Origin of the sequence: Desulfitobacterium sp. LBE, assembly GCF_007830365.1 — a bacterium.
GTDB classification, from domain to species: Bacteria; Bacillota; Desulfitobacteriia; order Desulfitobacteriales; family Desulfitobacteriaceae; genus Desulfitobacterium; species Desulfitobacterium hafniense.
Window position 1 is genome coordinate 2,250,590 of sequence record NZ_VLKD01000001.1, and the last position, 17,870, is coordinate 2,268,459.

Here is a 17,870-nt window from a genome sequence, read left to right on the forward strand (position 1 = left end):
TCTCAAAAGTTAAACTATGACTTAAATTTTCCAGTCAGCCTTCCTCTTAGTGACTCTACCTCCTTTTCGCCGAGAGTCCTCTCAGGAATTACGACTCCCTTTTATGCAAATGATACTGCTATTATGTGTATTCTCGGAAACAGTCATGCTCATTTGCATAAACCAAGTATAGCAAGCCATTGTTTTTTTGAGGTTAACTCATTGTTAAGTTTAGGTTAATTTGCATCGGCAATTGGGTCTTCTATTTTAAAGTGACTTACCAAAACCTGAAGGTGTTGTGCGCATTCATCCAACATTTCTGAGGCACTTGTGATCTCCTGAATAGAAGCCGCTTGCTCTTCCATGGATTCTGATACTTTGCTTATGACGGCAGAATTTTCTTCTGTCATCCCGACGGATCTTTGCAGTCTTTCTTCCACTTCCAACCGCATGCCATCCATTTCTAAGCTTGACCTATTCAGCGTTTTCACCTTTTCCTCAACTATTTTTATTGCTTTAGCGATTTCCAGATACTTATCCTGAGTTACCCTAACACTCCCCACTTGTTCGCCATTGATCTTCACTAATTTTTCCATAGTTTGAACCGTATCGGTATTATTCTTTTTTAATTCATTAACTATTTTATCGATAATTCGAGTGGATTCTTTAGATTGCTCCGCAAGTTTTCTAATCTCTTCCGCAACTACTCCGAATCCCCGACCGTGCTGACCTGCTCTTGCCGCTTCGATAGCCGCATTTAAAGCCAGTAGATTGGTTTGTTCGGCAATTCCGGTGATAAGTTTACTGGCCCCCTCGATTTTTTGGGAGTTTTCAGTGGATTTGATAATACTGGAATATACTTCGCTGTTTGCTTCACTGGATTCGCTTGTAATATTAGATAAACTTTTGATGATGATTAAACCCGAATCCACTAACTGATTGACCCCGTCAGTTGCTTTGGTCATCTCTTCCAAATTTTTGATATCTTTCATAATAATATTGCTTAATTCTTGGGATTTTTCGGAGCTTTCCCGAACAGCTTGAGCCTGCTCAAGAGATCTTTTGTTAATATCCGAAATATTCTCTACTACTTGTTCTATGGACTGTGATGCTTGTTGAGCATTTAAATTAAGCTCTTGGGAAGACGCTGCCACTTCGCGGGCCGAGCTCTCAACCTCTTGAATGATATTCTTTAGATTATCTCTTATTTTTAAGATAGAGCGCTCTAAATCGCCAATCTCGTCTTTTCGTATTATCTCTTCAGCGTTAACCGGTTTTTCTATTTTGCTTAATTCTGCAGTTTCTCCATCTTTTATAGTTAGCTTATTCTGATTTTCAGTCTTCCTGCCATGGGCTTTTGTTTCTTTATTGGCGACTTTTTTGATGCCAAAGTTTGTTAAATTATAATTGGCGATTTCATTCGTAACCCCAATAACTTCTCTGATAGGTTTCGTTATGGATTGCGCTATGATGACCGCAAACATAATCGCTATCAAAAGAATGACGGCAACAATAATCAATAAACTTGTCTTTAATTCTTCGATACTTCCATACGCCTCATTTTCTTCAACCTCAATAACTAAACCGGCAAAATAGTCTCCTATCTTGGTTATGGATAAAGTACCAATGACAAGATCTCCCGCATAATTTTTGTAATTGCTGGTTTTATTGAATTCAATATCTTTTTTAGTTATTGGTTCGGCAAGAATATCCACTGCGTATGTCTCGACAGAGTCTTTCAAAGGAATATGAGCCGCCGCTTGATCTTTCATGGTATTGGTAAGAAGCAATCCTTTCGAATCGATTAAGTAAGATTCAGCCGATATGCCCAATTTATCAATGCCATTTTGGACAATGCTGTTGATCTTGCTCTGATTCAAAATGATGCTCAATGCTCCAATGGGTTCCGTACCATCGGCATTAGAATAAACGGGTGTCGCCAAAACGATGAGATTGTCATCAATATAGGTATTTCTAAAGATTTTTGACCAATTCTGTTCCCCTTGCATTGCTTTTTCTTTGAAATCTCCGGCAACCATCAAAGGGGCCATATCATTTTCCTCATATTCATTGCAAAAAACTATTTCCCCATATTTATTGGTAATCACAATATCTGTATAATCGTGACTTTCCATCGCAACATCAAGGAACTCCTTGAAACTTTCAGCGATCATCTCTTCTTCAAGTTTGGTGTTATCAAAACTATTAAGCTTAGCGATTCCTTCCGTAACCACTTTCGAATTCGCCAGGATCCGGGCATCGGCTTCTCTGTTGTAAAAGTACTCATCCATCCTTTCTTTGGTCAATGTAGTATACAACTCATTAGCATTTAATACCTGTTCCTTAATTTTGTTACTCGCGCTGTTCATAAATATTATACTTAAGACCATAAGCGGAATAAGAACCGTCAGCAAAACCATAAGAATCAATTTGTTATGTATTTTTAAGTCATCCAGATTAATACTTTTGACCCCGCTCAAGATATCACCTGGTTGTATACCCTTAATTCTAATCAAAAGATCTTTAACCTTAAAACCTTTAATTCGGGAGATAAATCTGGCATCTTTAATTGAAAATAATATATTTTTGATTTTTGAAAAGAGCCTTTTCAGGCTTTTTCCCATAGGAACTATGAAATACTTTTTTAATTTCATCCTATAAATCCTCCATACCTCTATGTTTCAAATTCTTATTGTAATTTTCATGATAATCTTAGCACTGGATTGTATAAATTTCGTTTCCTGATTGTAAAGTTTATGTAAAGTATTAGGTAACTCCTAAGATTTTTTGAACTTTCCGGCCGGCTGTCTATTTATCCGGACTTTACATAATTTTTACGCAATTTGAGTAGATATTTAACAACCTCCTGCTATAGTAAGTATTACAACATCCTTCTTACTTTTTTTATATATAGAGGAGTCTTCCTCGCACCGTACCGCTTTTAGCGGTATTTTTTTTGTTATTGAGAAAGTACACATATCACGGCGCACAAGGCAAACTGTTCTTTTGCTCGGTCCGACAATAAAATTAAATAACGAACTAAAAATAAGAAAGAGCTATTCCTCCTTTCGGAGTAATAGCTCTCTGCTTGGGCTTTCGCATTATTTTTCCTGTTCACAATTTCACTTCTGTTTTTTACTATTGATTAAGATCCGTTCTTTTTCCTGTTTCCACATAAACGACTTCTTCAGCGATATTGGTGCAATAATCTCCCATACGCTCCAAGAATCTTCCTACAAAAATGAGATAGGTTGCTTGATTAATCGTTTTGGGAGCTTCCATCATGAAGACAAGCAAATCACGGAAGACTTGGGCATAGAGGTGATCGACTTCATCATCCATGAGGGCCATAGCTTTGGCTGCTTCCGCATCTTCCGCTTTATAGGCTTCAATTCCCTTAATCACCATTTGCTGAACCAAGTCGGCCATCCTCGGCAAATCCACTAAGGGCTTCAATAGTTCCTGACTACCTGTACGGAGGGTATGCTTGGCCACGTCAACGGATAAATCTCCTATTCTTTCCAGGTTGATAGAGATTTTAAAAGCTGCCACGATTTTGCGCAGATCTTTAGCAAAAGGCTGTTGTTGAGCAATTAAATGCATGCAGGTCTCTTCAATGTCTGCCTGCAGTTCATTAATTTCCAAATCCCCGGTAACTACTTTATTGGCCAGCTCTAAATCCTGATTAGCCAAGGATTTTATGGCTGCATCCACCCGGGAATTTACTTTCTTTCCTAATTCAAACACTTTTACATTGAGTTCCTCTAAGGATTTGTCAAACATTTGCCGATTAGCCAATTGAAAGCCTCCTTTTTCAACAATAGCCTTAAAACTTATGCTCAATCCTTCTCATAAGCTGGATGCTGATCCGATCTTAAACTATTTTCTATGAAATATATTTATTATACCATATATCTTTATCACGTAAACATGACTCCGTCTCAGCACTTTATATTGTAGACAAATTCCCTTAGAAGTCTTTGGGCTTAGAGTGGTTTACAGCCAAACGGTAACCAACCCCTCGTACAGATTCAATAATAGGGGAAATGGATTTGAGCTTACTCCTTAAGTTACTTATATGAACATCTACAGTTCTTGTATCCCCGCTTATTGTATATCCCCAGACTTTCTGCAAGAGGTACTCTCTGCTGAAGACCTGGTTGGGGCGTTTCATAAAAATATGCAGCAGATCAAATTCCTTGCCCGTAAGGGTGACATACTCGCCTTTTACCGTGACCATATAGCTCTCAGGCCAGATCTCTAAGTCACCCCAAGTAAGAGAAGTCGGCAGGGGGGTTGAATTGCGTTTTTCTTCTCTCAAGCGGGCCTTAATCCGTGCTAATAACTCCCGGGGACTGAAAGGTTTGGTGACATAATCATCTGCACCAAGCTCCAGGCCAATGACCCGATCAGCCACCTCATCCCGGGCACTGAGCATAATGATGGGGAGGCTTGCTGTCTCTTGGTTCCCTCGGATTTTTTTGCACACTTCCAGCCCATCCAATTCCGGAAGCATCACATCCAAAAGTACAAGATCCGGCTTCTCCTTATCTAATAACTGTAAGGCACTATTCCCTTCTTCGGCGATGATTACAGTATAGCCTTCACGTTGTAGATTGTAGTTTACAAGCTCTTGAATGATTACATCGTCTTCAACGAGCAAAATCTTCACCATAGTATCCTCCAAGACAGTCCATTACGTTCATCACAAGTCGAACCTTTATTCTTTACATTTATCATAATAATTTCTTGTTAAGTCAAGATGAAGCTTGCGTTAAGTTATGGTTAAGAAAACACTCCATCCCAAATAGATCAGCGGATAATGACCATAAATTAATCTTGCCTTGACACAATATTAACTATAATTTGATGTTCTGCCGATAAAATCTAAGTTAACGCGGACTATGTAAAGAATCGATTAGAAAGGGTTCTTACCTATGATCAGAAACTCAGGGATTCATCATGAAAAACTTTCCCAGCTTCTGCAAAGCGGCCATTCCCTATGGGTGCTCTATTTAGATATTGCCAAATTTCATGAAGTCGAATTCAGGCAGGGCTATCGGGCATGCGCTCAGATTCTTGACCTGGTTTTAACCGAAATGAAACATACCTTACATAACTATATGCATCTTTTTCACACTATTCTCCTGGATTATCAAGGAGGCGATGATTTTTTATTCTATTTTGCACCTAACGAAAACACTCCTTGGAGCATTGCCAAGCTTATTCCGGAATTTGTGCCAACCTTAGAGTCACGCATCAACCATCGAATCCAGCGGCTCGTCAACGAAACCATTACCCTCCATTCGGGACTGGTGGAATGCAAACCCCAACCCGGACGCAGTGTGGATTATCTCTTATACGGCGCCTTGAAAGAGGCCTTTCTGCTCAACAAATCGGAGCCTGATCCTTTATATTTTTCGCACCGAGAAGAGGTTAACCGCCTTCTCGAGGAACCGCAGACCTATCTAAGCTCAGCCTTTCAACCTATTTTGGATGTGGTAAGCGGAGAATTCTTCGGTTTTGAAGCCTTGGCGCGCCTTAAACCACCCAGTTCTTTCGCCGGCATCGCTGATCTTTTTCCTTTCGCCGAGAAAATCGGCCAGCTCTATCCTGTCGAAACGATTTGCCGCCGCACCGCCATCCTTAACTCTTCGCAAATTCTTCGCCCCAAAGAATTGCTGTTCCTTAATGTGGAACCCCAGGTTCTGACCGATCCTGAGTTTTCCTCGGGCCAAACCCGCAGACTCCTCGAAACTCAAGGTTTAACTCCCTCAGATGTGGTCTTGGAGATCACTGAGCGCAGCGCCATTGCCAACTACGGGACCTTTCGTGAAGCTTTGGAGCATTACCGGAAACAGGGCTATCTCATTGCCCTGGATGACGTTGGAGCAGGGTACTCTTCACTACAGTCCATCGCCGAATTGCACCCTGATTTTCTGAAAATAGACCGTTGTCTAATTCAGGGAATTCATTTGGACCCGATCAAATGGGCACTCTTCGAAACCTTTGTGACTTTCTCGCGGCGTATCGGCTGCCGGATTCTTGCTGAAGGAGTGGAAACCCAGGAAGAAATGCGGACGGTTGTCCAGCTGGGGGCTGATTATGTACAAGGTTACTTCATCGCCAAACCTTCCTTTACCCGCCCGGAACTTAGTGACCCGGTCACCCAAATCGTCCAATCACAGCAAAGGCTGAGCTTTAATTCCGAAAAAACCGTTCAACACCTTCTTGAGCCCCTGCCCCTGGTAACGCCGCAGACCACGGTCAATGCCGTGCAAAATTATTTTGAGGAGCATGCCAAGATTTGGCTGATTGGGGTTGCGGATAAGGGTGAATTGCTGGGGGTCGTCCAGCGTGACAATTTATATTCGGCCTTAGCCACTCCCTTTGGTGTCAGCCTTTATAGCCAGCGGCCGGTCACCAGCCTTATGAATAACAAACAATTGCTGATCGAAGATACCACACCCATCGAGGTGGCCTCCAGTTTAGCTATGGCCCGTCCTGACGCCCATCTCTATGATGGCATTGTCGTCGTTCAGCAACAAAAACCCATCGGGATGATTCGCGTGGCCTCCTTAATTAAAGCCATGTCTGATACACAGCTGCAAATCGCTCAAGGGGCCAGTCCCTTAACAGGCCTGCCTGGCAATAGTGCCATTGAGCAGGAAATTAAACGGCGCTTAAACTCCGGCAATGCTTTCGGGATGATTTACGCTGACCTTAATAAATTCAAGGCCTTTAACGATACCTATGGTTTTCAATATGGGGACTCCATTATTAAGCTGCTGGGGAAAATTCTTATGCAGGACTCCCTGAAGGCCGACGATCTGGCTTTTGTGGGTCATGTGGGCGGAGATGATTTTATCATCCTCACCACTCAGAATGTCACCAAAACCCTGGGCGAAACCATTCTGCTCAGTTTCCAGGAACAGCTCTCTGCCCTGCAAGGAGCCCAGGATTTAAGTCTGGCCTTAGCCGGACTCATCATCTATCCCCATACCGCCTGGACCCCGGCAACGCTATCTGAGCGCATCGCCGCTGTGAAACGCGAAGCTAAGAAAGCACACTGCAATTACTTCCTCTTGCGGGAATGAGATCACAAAAAAACAGGCTGTGGAAAACGTATCGTTTCCACAGCCTATTTAGTCTTCTTTAATTCTTGATCAGGTTGCAGCTCAGATTACTTTGCTGCTTTGTCAAATCTTTGGGACACATCCGCCCAGTTGACGAGGTTCCACCAGGTCTCCACCCAGGCTGCCCGTTTATTCTGGTATTTCAGATAATAGGCATGCTCCCAGACATCCACCGTAAGGAGGGGCACAGCTCCCCACTGGGTGAGATTCTGATGCTTTTCGGCTTGCAGAATCTCCAGTTTTTTAAATTCAGGATTCCAGACAAGCACTGCCCAGCCGGAACCTTCGACGGCCACAGCGGCGGCGGAGAATTGCTTCTTAAAGGCCTCGAAAGAACCAAAGTCCTGGCTGATTCTTTCTCCCAGAGAGCCGGCGGGAGTGCCGCCGCCATCAGGAGTCATGTTCGTCCAGAATAGGGTGTGCAACAGATGTCCGGAGCCATGGAAGGCCAGCTCTCTTTCCCAGTGCTTGACCAGACCGAAATCGCCCTTTTCACGGGCTTCGGCCAGCTTAGCCTCCGCGTTATTTAATCCATCAACATAGCCTTTGTGATGGATATCGTGGTGGAGTCGTACTGTAGCTTCGTCATAATGGGGCTCCAAAGCGTCATAAGCATAGGGTAGTTCTGGTAATTGATATGGCATATTGTTTCCTCCTTAATATTATTTTCCAGTTGGCTCTGCTGCTATTATCTTCAACCTCACTGGAAATATCACTGGAATATTAAATAATAATGCTATACTAGGGGGAAAACTTGTATTATAGTATCCTTATATACAAAACAGCGTACCGATATATTCTTTTTATATTCTTGCCCAGGAGCTTTTCTCCTCCTTTGTTCTTCACTAAAGGATGGATTATTGCCAATTTTTTATAGGGACAGCAAGAGAAGTAAAGTACATCAATCAAACCGCTAGGAGGAACACAGAATTGGAAGTAAAACCGCTCAAGAAGCTGAAACTTTACGGGTTCAATAATCTCACCAAAACCCTGAGTTTCAATATGTATGATATATGTTATGCCAAAACGCCGGAACACCGGGATGCGTACATACAATACATTGACGAAGAGTACAACGCGCAAAGACTGACCAGCATTGTCACTGAGGTCGCCCGGATCGTGGGGGCCAACATTTTAAATATTGCCAAACAGGATTACGATCCCCAGGGAGCCAGTGTCACCATGCTCATCGCCGAAGAGCATCTAGGCCCGGAGAATCCGGATGATAATCCCTTCGATCCTGTCTATACCGATAAGGAAGGGCCTCTCCCCGATGCAGTGGTTGCACACTTGGATAAAAGTCATATTACCGTGCACACCTATCCGGAAAGCCATCCCCACGGCGGGATTTCCACCTTCCGGGCGGATATCGATGTTTCCACCTGCGGGCAGATTTCTCCTTTGAAGGCCCTTAATTTCCTGATCGAAAGCTTCGCCCCGGATATCATCGTCGCCGATTATCGTGTCCGCGGTTTTACCCGGGATGTGGATGGCAAAAAAGTCTTCATTGACCATAAGATCAATTCGATTCAAAACTATGTGGATCGCAAATACCGGGATCTCTATCAGATGATCGATGTTACGGTCTTCCAGGAATATATCTTCCACACCAAGATGATCCTTAAAGATTTCGACCTGGACAATTATCTCTTTGGCACCGCCAAAAAAGAACTTTCCATCAATGACAAACGCAAAATCAAACAACGGCTGAAGAAAGAAATGGCTGAGATCTTCTACGGAAAGAATATGCCGAGAATGTAGAATGATTCATCCTCAACAGCCCCGGCTGCTCAACACCCCGCTCCATCCAGGGAGCGGGGTGTGTTTTTCTGATCATCCCGATTATCATGTTTTCGTTTACAGTGATTGGGTATTTCCATTAGATTGTATGGGAGCTGAAAGGCGCTCAAGGTTAATCTTGCCGGCAGCCATGGAGATATCCATGTCAATCTTTGTCCTGGCCGCTTCATAATTGGGGCTTACCCAATCCTGTGAGCTCAGGATTAAACCGTCTCCGGCAAAATTCGTTTCACTGGCAATGCCGCTCATATTGATCTTTAAACCTACGCCCTCCGGCACGATAAGGTTGAGCTTGGTGGCACCGGTACTGAGATCCAGCTTGGTCCGGCCGCCCGTATCACCGAATCTCAGCTCAATATCGCTGGCGCCGGTGCTGATGTCCAGGTCTTCAATCTGCAGCAGGCTGAAGTCCATAGCCCCTTGAACGGCTCCTGCATTGAGCTCCACTTGGGTATAGTGTACTTGATCGGAGAGATTGAGCAGCAGCTTATTCTCACTGGAACGGGGCCTTTTTTCCGAGTTGAACTCCAGCTTCGTGGTGTCTCCATCGGTTTTATAGTTAAACTCAGGAGAACCGTAATTGGTGCTGCCGTTCCATTCATAAGTTCCTTTAGCCAATTGACCCGGCTCCGACCGCCCATCGACCCCCTGGACACTCATAGCCACTCCCCCCAAGTTTAGGGTGAGCCTGGCTTTCTCTACCTGAGGCTCCAAAGGGGCGGCGAGTTCCAGGGCCTGACCTGAGCCATGAGCGCCCGGGAGCCATCGATCCGGCACAGGGCTTCCCCAAATCAGCGAATAGCCCACAAGCCCGATCAGAAACGCCACCAGAACAGCGCTGAAAGGAATGCGTTTGTTAAAGAACAAGGCCAGTCCTGCGAAAATCAAAAGCAAAGGCCAAAGATCAAGAACATTGCTCCAAAAGTTCCACGGCAGAAAGCCATACATATTAGCAAAGAAAACAATCCCCAGCAGAATCAAGAATATTCCTTTAAACACGGAGTCCACAGCTCGGCGCATCTTAATCCCTCCTTATGATAATCCCAATACCGATGATGATCAAAATGAGGGGCCACATTTTCCCCCAGGCAAAGAAATGGGGAAACCATTGATCCAGGAGAAAAATGACTCCCAGAATCATTAAGCCGATTCCTATATACCGTTTTCTCTGGGATGGGTTGGCTGTCCTCAAGTCCTGGGCGAAGCTTTGGGCAGAGCTGCCGATATCCTGAACACTTTCTTTCATCTCATCCACCACCGTTCCGCCATGGTGATAACCCCCTCCTGCCCTATAGCCCGGATTAACGGGGATCACCGCCCAGGCAATGATATAGAGGAAGAAGCCAACACCTCCCATGAAGAAGGTCAGGAGGACAACCAAACGAATCAAGGTAGAGTCAATATCAAAGTAATCCGCAAGTCCCCCGCAGACTCCACCCACTTTTTTATCTGTTTCTGAGCGGTATAATTTATCTGTCATGCTCATCCCTCCGAGGTTTATTTATCGTTACACCTTTATTACGGAAAGCAATCCCCAATTGTTTCAGCCCGCTCATAAAATCTTTCCTTTATGGGCAGAACATCTTATGAGGATCTTAGGAAAAGAACACGTCCTGTTATGCTACAGGTCTTGCGCTCTCACCAAGATAGGATTAAAATTAGAGTATCACTTATTGCCAGCCGTGCTGCTCTCAGATAAGGAGGCCTCTATGAGAATTAAAGAACCCATGAATACCCTGACTCATTTTATCCCCTTTATTGCCGCCTGGTTTGGGCTCGTTTCCTTAATACTCCTATCCTATGGAAGTCTCTCCAAGATCATTACCATGACCATCTACGGGATAAGCGTCATTGCTTTGTATGGAACCAGTTCACTCTATCATGCCTTGCGGACCACCCCCAAAAAAGAGCTTGCTTTACGCAAAATCGACCATATGATGATCTATGTACTTATTGGCGGTTCCTATACACCCGTCTTTTACTATGGTTTGGACGGAGTCTGGCGTTGGGTCATGCTTATCGCTGTCTGGACCCTGGCTGTGATCGGAATCGTTTTAAAGATATGGTTTATTAATGCGCCACGTTATGTATCCACAGCTTTCTATGTAACCCTGGGTTGGATCGCCTTGGTACCCATCGTGCAGCTGGTTCATAACCTCCCCTTGGGTGCCCTGATCATGATGGTGGCCGGTGGCGTGATGTATACTCTGGGAGCTGTTATCTATGCTGCCAAAATCCTGCGGATACCCCGCCTTCATCTTGGCTTTCACGAAATCTTCCATATCTTTATTGCCGCCGGGACTCTGATCCATTTTCTGATGATCCTGATTTATTTTGTCCCTATGACCAGCTGATTTAAACCAGCTAAGCATAAAAAGACAAAAATCCCCCTGGATTGACTGATATCTGCTCAATCCAGGGGGATTACTATTTCCGGAACCTTACCAGGCCTTGCCTATTGGAGACTTGCGGCCAGACGCTTGCCCAGCTCCACGCATTCCAGCAGATTCTCTTCACTGGGGGTCCAAAGACTGCGGACGCCCTCGTCTACAACCTCAAAGCCGGCCTTCTTCAGCTCCTCATTCAGCTGCTTGATCACTTCGCCGCTCCAACCGTAGCTGCCGAAGGGAACTGCTTTCTTATTCTTGAATTTCATGCCTTTAATCTCTTCCAGAATAGCTGCTATGGAAGAGAGATAGCCATTGTTGACCGTTGGTGAGCCTACGGCGATAGCCTTGGAACGGAAGACCTGAGCGATCACCTCGGTACTATCGGAACGGGCTGTGTTGTAAAGCTTGACAGTAATCTTAGGGTTGGCCAGGCGGATTCCCTGGGCAAGGGATTCCGCCATTTTACGGGTGGAATTCCACATCGTATCATAAAGGATCGTAACCTGATCCTCCTGATACTCGGCAGCCCACTCCAAATATTTATGCACAATCTGCAGAGGATTGTCCCGCCAAATGACCCCGTGGCTGGGGCAAATCATGCTGATAGGCAGCTCCATCTTCACGATCTCCTGGATTTTGGCGGTGACCATTTTGCTGAAAGGAGTCAGGATGTTGGCATAGTATTTGAGTGCTTCAGCATAGAGCTCACCGGTATCCACCAAGTCGTTGTACATATGCTCAGAAGCAAAGTGCTGGCCAAAACCATCATTGCTGAAGAGGATATTATCCCCGGTTAAATAGCAGAACATCGTATCCGGCCAATGGAGCATTCTGGCTTCAATGAAAATAAGTTCCCGGCTGCCAATATTCAGCCGATCCCCGGTCTTGACCTCGACGAAATTCCAATCCTGATGATAGCTCCCCTGGAGAATCTTCTTGCCGTTGGCAGTGCAATAAATCGGTGTATTCGGGATCTCCTCCAGAAGGAAAGGCAGAGCCCCGCTGTGATCCACTTCATTGTGGTTCATGACAATATAATCAATCTCGTTTAAGTCGATTTCCTGCTTAAGCTTAGCGATGAACTCACGTCCGAAGGGCTCCCAAACCGTATCGATCAATACAGTTTTCTCATCACGAATGAGATAAGAGTTATAGGAGGATCCCCGCTGTGTGGAGTATTCTTCCCCATGGAAATTACGGAGCTCCCAGTCAATTTTTCCCACATATGTAATGGTGTCGTTGATTTTAAAGGACATACAAAACTCCCCTTTCTCTTATTTGCAATTACTGTAATATAGTTTGTCCGCAAATGCAAGTTTTTCGACAGAAAAGACCGATCCTTCCTCAAGTAAAGATCGGTCTTGATCGGGCTTCCCATTCATCACTTTTTTCAAGGATTGGTGAAGAAAACCAGCCCCATGGTAAAGGAAAAGACTAAGAAGAGTACCTGCAGCCCCACCAGCAACCTGGCTGTAATGGATTCCGGAAACACAGAGCTCCCCGTCGTGGCAAAGTTGGTAATGCTGAAATAAAGAAAGGTCAGCAATTCTTCAATCGGCTCATCTTCGACCTCCGCCGAAAAGCTGCTGTAGTCCAAACGGTAAAGCCAGGTATAGACTGCGGCAAAATAGAGAAGCTGGACGGTAATGGCACCGGCAATAGGCCAGTATACATCCATCAAATGCCCATCTGCTAAAATAAGAACAGAATAAATATAAGCTGATAGTCCTGCCGTAACAATACCCGTATAGACCACGCTGCCAATCTTGCCTGCTACGGCCTTATCCTCTTCTTCCCTTTGCCTTATTCCTCTGAATATCGAAGTGAACAAATAATAGGCCACAGTTCCTGTCATCGCCGGAACCAACAGCCATACATTTGCGTGTGCCGCTCTCTTGGCCTCAAACCGCTCTTCTTCTTCCTGGGGAGGAATCGGCGCAGTCCGTTTAATATGACCAAGAAAGCTGGGTCTTGGATAATTTGAAAGATAAGAATCTGCATAAGATGAGTAATCTGTTATAGATCCATACACCAACCATCCGCCCTTCCTCTCTCTGCTCTATATGGTATTATATTCCTCAAGCAGGGCTGGGTTACCATTTCCTTATTTTTGTACTGGTTTCACGCTTTCAAAATTCCTCAGTTCGGAAACGGTGACAAAACGATAGCCCTGCTCCCTCAGCCGGTCAATGATCGGACCTAAGGCCCGGATGGTTTGCTCCCGCTTCTCTCCCCCGTCATGAAGCAAAATGATCCCTCCCGGAAAGCTGTTGTTGACTACATTTTGAACGATTTGGGCCGGCCCCGGATTCACCCAATCCCTGCTGTCGATACTCCAAAGAGTTAAAATATGCCCTTGCTCCTTAACCCCCGCCAAAACTGCGTTGGAAATAACTCCTCCCGGCGGTCGGTAAAAGGCCGTGCGCTCCTGAAGCACTTCCTGCAAAACCTCATCGGTACGAATCAGCTCTTGAACAAATTTGCTGGGGGTGTAAGTATGAGAATAGCCATGATTGCCAATCTCATGTCCCTCCTGGCGGGCCCGCAGCAATAAATCCGGATTATTCTTAGCACTTTCTCCCAAGACGAAGAAGGTGGCTTTGACATTCTTTTCTTTGAGCACATCGAGTATATATCCCGTATAAAGAGGATCAGGCCCGTCATCAAAGGTCAGGGCCATCACTTTTTCTTCTGTATGAACTAAATAATAGGTTCCCGGATGCTTCGTAATAGCCGGAAAAGCCAAGTCCGTATAACGGATACCGATTCCCAGCAGCACCAGCCCTAGAACCATCATACTCAAACGCAACCCTTTGCGGCTAAAGATAATGATCCGCAAATCCATCCCTCCTCTTAGCCCGATGTTTAAACATATGCATTTATGCCTGTTCCAAACACAATTCTCTAAACAAAAAAAGATATCGACAAGGAAGGGTTTCCTTTTCGATATCTGAAATCAGCATAGTATCAACTATGGCTTTGAAATTATGCTCTGCCGGTTGTCTGAAGCTACTGGCGGGGGGCCCACAGCATCACCGTCACTCCCACCAGGCAAATCGCGGCCCCGATCCAATCGTATGTATCCGGCATCTTCTTGTCCACACCCCATCCCCATAAGACGGCAAGGATGATGAAAACCCCTCCATAGGCGGCATAAACCCTGCCAAAGCTGGGGAATTTCTGCAGGGTGGGGATAATTCCGTAGAATACCAAAATAATGGCTCCAATCACGCCGTACCAATAGGGCCTTGCTTCTCTCAGCCAAAGCCAGACCAGATAACCGCCGCCAATCTCAGCTAACCCGGCCAGAATAAATAAAATCGCTGCCTGAACCATAGGCATTAACCCTTATAAGTATGCCAGTGGATTTTTTCCTTTAGGAGCTCATCCTCTGAAGGCCCTTGCCGTGTTTCTGCAGGATAGCCTAAAGCTACAATAGATTCCACTTGAAGATGGTCAGGAATGTCCAAAAGCTTTTTCACATACGCGCCGGCCGGAGTGCCGTCCTGATAATTCCGTTCCCTAATCTGAACCCAGCAGGAGCCCAACCCCAAATCCTGAGCCTGCAGCTGGAGAATGATGGTGGCGATGGACGTATCCTCAACCCACACATCGCTTTTTTGAGGGTCCGCGCAGACGACAATCCCCAGTGCAGCACCCTTGAGCGGCTGGGCTCCGACTTTAGCCAGGGAAAGCTTGGCCAGGACTTCCTGATCCTCCACCAGGATAAATTCCCAAGCTCTGGTATTGCGCGAGGTCGGGGAGAGCAAAGCAGCGCGAATCAATTGCTCCACTTTTTCCTTCTCAATGGGGGTATCCGCGTACTTGCGAATGCTCCGGCGCTTTTGTAAAAGCTCTTTCATATCCATAGTGATCATTCCTCTCTTGCTTTTGCTTGCCTAGTGCATAGTATTACAGGTGGAGATTACTCCACCTGTAGCTTTATTATAGCACAATTAGCCTAGGCTTACTAAAATTCTCAGAATGCTTATACCTAGCCCAGATTGGAGGCATCCATAAGATGCAGCATCTTCAAGCCCATCTCCAGCTCAAGGCGATTTTTACTGTCTTCCAAATCCAATTGGCCCACTTCCTTGATCCTCTCCAAGCGATAGAGGATGGTTTTATAGTGGATAAACAGTTCTTTGGCAGCCCTGCTGGCATTTCCGTTGCATTCCAGAAATACTTCCAGCGTTTTCAGGAGCTCAGCTTCATTGTCCTTATCATATCTGAGAATCTTCAGCAGAGCCTTAGGAATGAATTCTTCCAGGGAGTTCCGCTCGGCAAATTTACAGAGAATACGGAACACCCCTAACTCCGAAAAAGCCACAATGGAGCTCTCCTTGTTGATCATGCCGCCATAGCTCAAAGCATCCAAGGCTTCTTTATAACTGCGGGGTATTTCCTCCGCGCCGTGAGCTAAATCGCCGATTCCCACTTCCACGATCAGCTTCTTCATCCGCTTCTTGACCTGCTCCTGGGCCTGCTTGGCAATCTTTTTGATTTTCTCCAGAGAATTCTCCTGAGGATTAGCGGCAACCGGCCAAAGCAGCACAATAATATCCACTTTATTGCCGATAATGAAGTCCCGGGTGCGGGTTTTTATGACTCCCGAAATGGTTGAGGTTATTTCCGATTTAATGCTTTGCAAAGCCATTTTTTGCTGGGTGCGATGCTCCACATGATAAGCGTCAAGATTCTTTAAATCAAAAAGAATCACATAGTAGGGACGATTGAGATCCCACTCCATGAGATTAATGCGCTCCTGGGCATTGGTTGAGCTCAATTCCCCGGAAAGGATATGCTCAATCAGATCATTCTTGAATTTATACTCCACTTCTTTAACCGCAAAACGCTTCACCATATCCAAGGTGGTCACCGTAGCGGCCTGTTCAATACTAATAAAATCCATCTCTACAATAGGCTTATTCAGCTCCACTATGGTTAAATATCCCTTGAGCTGATTGAAAGCCTGAATAGGAACGACGACCTGGGGAATACAGCGCCCTTCAAGATCAGGGTAGCATACGGATTGCCGGTAATAGGAAAATTTGTCGTTCAGGTTCTCCCTTAAGGCGAATTCCTCAGGTTCCTCAAACCGTTCTATTTGAGGATTGGTGCTCTGCAGGCATTTAAAATTCTTATCATAGACCACCACCGGATTGCCGACCAGCTCTTCCAGGGTTTGGCAGATGACCGCTAAGCCCTCACATTGCAAAGCTAAGGTTGTAAACCGCTCCTGAACATCTTTATAATACTTGAGCTTCACTACCTGGGAGTTAAAGAGCTGCTCCATCACCGGATACATAATATCCACAAAACGGACACTGCCATCCACTTCAATCACGGGCAGCCCATACTCATTGGCCGCCTCAATAATTTCAGGCGGAATATCGTTGACAAACCGCCGTACTTTGATAGCCAGGGCTGAGACCTCTTTAGTGGCCATTTTATGAATAAATTCCCGATAGTCCATCCCTTCACCCGGACCTGAGTATAAGCTGGTGAGCAGAAGCTCCCCTCCCGATAACCAGTTGACAATATCCGGCGCTTCGATGATGGTAACACCTTTGACTATATTATCAAGCTTCTGATAACCTGCAACCACTTGAGAGGTCTTCAGAGGTCCCACCTTCAGCAGATCTTTGACTGTAATCTCCAATGTTACCACCTCTTGCACCGTATTATTTCCGGGCAGATGCTCTGAGCAGCTTCCCGCTTAAAGCTTAATATCCCGATTGCAATCCTTAGTGTAAATATAGGTAAAGGGAGTGCGTCCCACCCCATAGCATGCTTGGGGAACATAGGGGCCAAACCAAATGAAGTCTTCCTTCTTCACCGGAATCCACCGTTCATCAATGAGATAGACCCCTTCACCTTCCAACAGATAAAGTCCATGCTCCTGAACATGGGTCTCAATAAAAGGATGACATCCTCCCGGCAAAAAGCTTAGGACATGGAAGTTGACATCAAAACCCAAATCCGTAGGCAGCAAATCCTTAATCCGCACATTCTCCATGCTGTCATAGGACGCATAGGGCATATCATTGAGACGGCCCACCACAATCCGCGCCGCATGTCCCTCCACAGGGCGGTAACGCTGTTTATAAAGAAGCAGCTTCCAGGATGCATCCCCGGCATTGCGAAGTTCCACTCCCAGGGAAGCGGGAGCGAAAACATAACCGCTTTCATCGATGCTGTACTCCTGCCCTTCCACCAAGACCTTGCCCTGGCCGCTCAGGCAGTAGACAAAGGTCTCGATTCCCTCTTCCTGAAAGGGCATCACGGTGCCGCCGCCAGGCAGCACCTCCACAGTATACATGGCGAACTGGGGGCCATAATGGGGGGAGGCAATAATACTGACATGACATTGCTCAAGATTAGGAAGAACATTTTTCACCCGTCCCTCAGGAGGAATCAAGGCATATCTTCCATGCTGGACTACAGCTCGTGTGGATAACAGATCATTAGGATAACCCATTTTAACTTCTCCCTTCTATTTTAGCATAAAAACTTTGCCAATTGAGATTATATTCTTAATGTTCGCCATAAAGTCAAGTTCCCC

The 17,870-nt window shown here is 45.4% G+C and carries 16 protein-coding genes; 3 read left to right on the top strand and 13 right to left on the bottom strand.

Features of this window, described 5'->3' with window-relative positions:
• Nucleotides 1-215: 215 nt before the first annotated feature.
• From DESLBE_RS10650 to DESLBE_RS10660, 3 genes are all read right to left on the bottom strand, one after another.
• On the bottom strand, nucleotides 216-2,633 hold the full coding sequence (locus DESLBE_RS10650) for a methyl-accepting chemotaxis protein (protein WP_243131286.1): 2,418 nt from the start codon (nucleotides 2,631-2,633) through the stop codon (nucleotides 216-218).
• Nucleotides 2,634-3,117: 484 nt separating this feature from the next.
• Nucleotides 3,118-3,777, bottom strand: a complete 660-nt coding sequence (phoU, locus tag DESLBE_RS10655) for a phosphate signaling complex protein PhoU (protein WP_011461595.1) — start codon at nucleotides 3,775-3,777, stop codon at nucleotides 3,118-3,120.
• 172 nt (nucleotides 3,778-3,949) lie between these two features.
• A complete protein-coding gene (locus DESLBE_RS10660; RefSeq protein ID WP_041272621.1) occupies nucleotides 3,950-4,654 on the bottom strand; it encodes a response regulator transcription factor in 705 nt (234 codons plus the stop codon).
• 262 nt (nucleotides 4,655-4,916) lie between these two features.
• Here DESLBE_RS10660 and DESLBE_RS10665 point away from each other — a divergent pair, with 262 nt between their 5' ends.
• Nucleotides 4,917-7,076 carry a bifunctional diguanylate cyclase/phosphodiesterase gene (locus tag DESLBE_RS10665; protein ID WP_144676706.1) on the top strand — a complete coding sequence of 720 codons (2,160 nt, stop codon included), beginning with the start codon at nucleotides 4,917-4,919 and terminating at the stop codon, nucleotides 7,074-7,076.
• Nucleotides 7,077-7,162: 86 nt separating this feature from the next.
• Here DESLBE_RS10665 and DESLBE_RS10670 read toward each other — a convergent pair whose 3' ends face one another.
• On the bottom strand, nucleotides 7,163-7,759 hold the full coding sequence (locus DESLBE_RS10670; protein WP_144676709.1) for a superoxide dismutase: 597 nt from the start codon (nucleotides 7,757-7,759) through the stop codon (nucleotides 7,163-7,165).
• Between the two features lie 286 nt (nucleotides 7,760-8,045).
• Between DESLBE_RS10670 and speD the strand changes: the two genes are divergently transcribed.
• Nucleotides 8,046-8,876: an adenosylmethionine decarboxylase gene (speD, locus tag DESLBE_RS10675; protein ID WP_011461599.1), complete on the top strand. Its 831-nt coding sequence runs from the start codon at nucleotides 8,046-8,048 to the stop codon at nucleotides 8,874-8,876.
• 96 nt (nucleotides 8,877-8,972) lie between these two features.
• Here speD and DESLBE_RS10680 read toward each other — a convergent pair whose 3' ends face one another.
• Nucleotides 8,973-9,935: a DUF5668 domain-containing protein gene (locus DESLBE_RS10680; RefSeq protein ID WP_144676711.1), complete on the bottom strand. Its 963-nt coding sequence runs from the start codon at nucleotides 9,933-9,935 to the stop codon at nucleotides 8,973-8,975.
• Between the two features lies 1 nt (nucleotide 9,936).
• Complete coding sequence (locus tag DESLBE_RS10685) at nucleotides 9,937-10,395, bottom strand: PspC domain-containing protein (protein WP_058490752.1); 459 nt, start codon at nucleotides 10,393-10,395, stop codon at nucleotides 9,937-9,939.
• 229 nt (nucleotides 10,396-10,624) lie between these two features.
• On the opposite strand from DESLBE_RS10685, the gene DESLBE_RS10690 reads away from it, so the two are divergent.
• Nucleotides 10,625-11,269, top strand: a complete 645-nt coding sequence (locus DESLBE_RS10690) for a hemolysin III family protein (RefSeq protein WP_026198861.1) — start codon at nucleotides 10,625-10,627, stop codon at nucleotides 11,267-11,269.
• A 101-nt stretch (nucleotides 11,270-11,370) separates the two neighbouring features.
• On the opposite strand, the gene DESLBE_RS10695 is transcribed toward DESLBE_RS10690, so the two are convergent.
• The 7 genes from DESLBE_RS10695 to allE all read right to left on the bottom strand — a co-directional run bounded on the left by DESLBE_RS10695 (nucleotide 11,371) and on the right by allE (nucleotide 17,786).
• Nucleotides 11,371-12,561, bottom strand: coding sequence for an anaerobic nitric oxide reductase flavorubredoxin (locus DESLBE_RS10695; protein WP_144676713.1), 1,191 nt, complete (start codon nucleotides 12,559-12,561; stop codon nucleotides 11,371-11,373).
• A 134-nt stretch (nucleotides 12,562-12,695) separates the two neighbouring features.
• A complete protein-coding gene (locus tag DESLBE_RS10700) occupies nucleotides 12,696-13,340 on the bottom strand; it encodes a hypothetical protein (protein WP_011461630.1) in 645 nt (214 codons plus the stop codon).
• 69 nt (nucleotides 13,341-13,409) lie between these two features.
• Nucleotides 13,410-14,150 carry a polysaccharide deacetylase family protein gene (locus tag DESLBE_RS10705; RefSeq protein ID WP_011461631.1) on the bottom strand — a complete coding sequence of 247 codons (741 nt, stop codon included), beginning with the start codon at nucleotides 14,148-14,150 and terminating at the stop codon, nucleotides 13,410-13,412.
• Nucleotides 14,151-14,314: 164 nt separating this feature from the next.
• Nucleotides 14,315-14,641: a YnfA family protein gene (locus DESLBE_RS10710; protein ID WP_011461632.1), complete on the bottom strand. Its 327-nt coding sequence runs from the start codon at nucleotides 14,639-14,641 to the stop codon at nucleotides 14,315-14,317.
• 5 nt (nucleotides 14,642-14,646) lie between these two features.
• Entirely contained in the window at nucleotides 14,647-15,174 is a 528-nt protein-coding gene (locus DESLBE_RS10715; RefSeq protein WP_144676715.1) for a nitroreductase family protein, read from the bottom strand.
• A gap of 125 nt (nucleotides 15,175-15,299) precedes the next feature.
• On the bottom strand, nucleotides 15,300-16,967 hold the full coding sequence (locus DESLBE_RS10720) for a PucR family transcriptional regulator (RefSeq protein WP_144676717.1): 1,668 nt from the start codon (nucleotides 16,965-16,967) through the stop codon (nucleotides 15,300-15,302).
• Nucleotides 16,968-17,024: 57 nt separating this feature from the next.
• A complete protein-coding gene (gene allE, locus DESLBE_RS10725; RefSeq protein ID WP_144676719.1) occupies nucleotides 17,025-17,786 on the bottom strand; it encodes a (S)-ureidoglycine aminohydrolase in 762 nt (253 codons plus the stop codon).
• Between the last annotated feature and the right edge of the window lie 84 nt (nucleotides 17,787-17,870).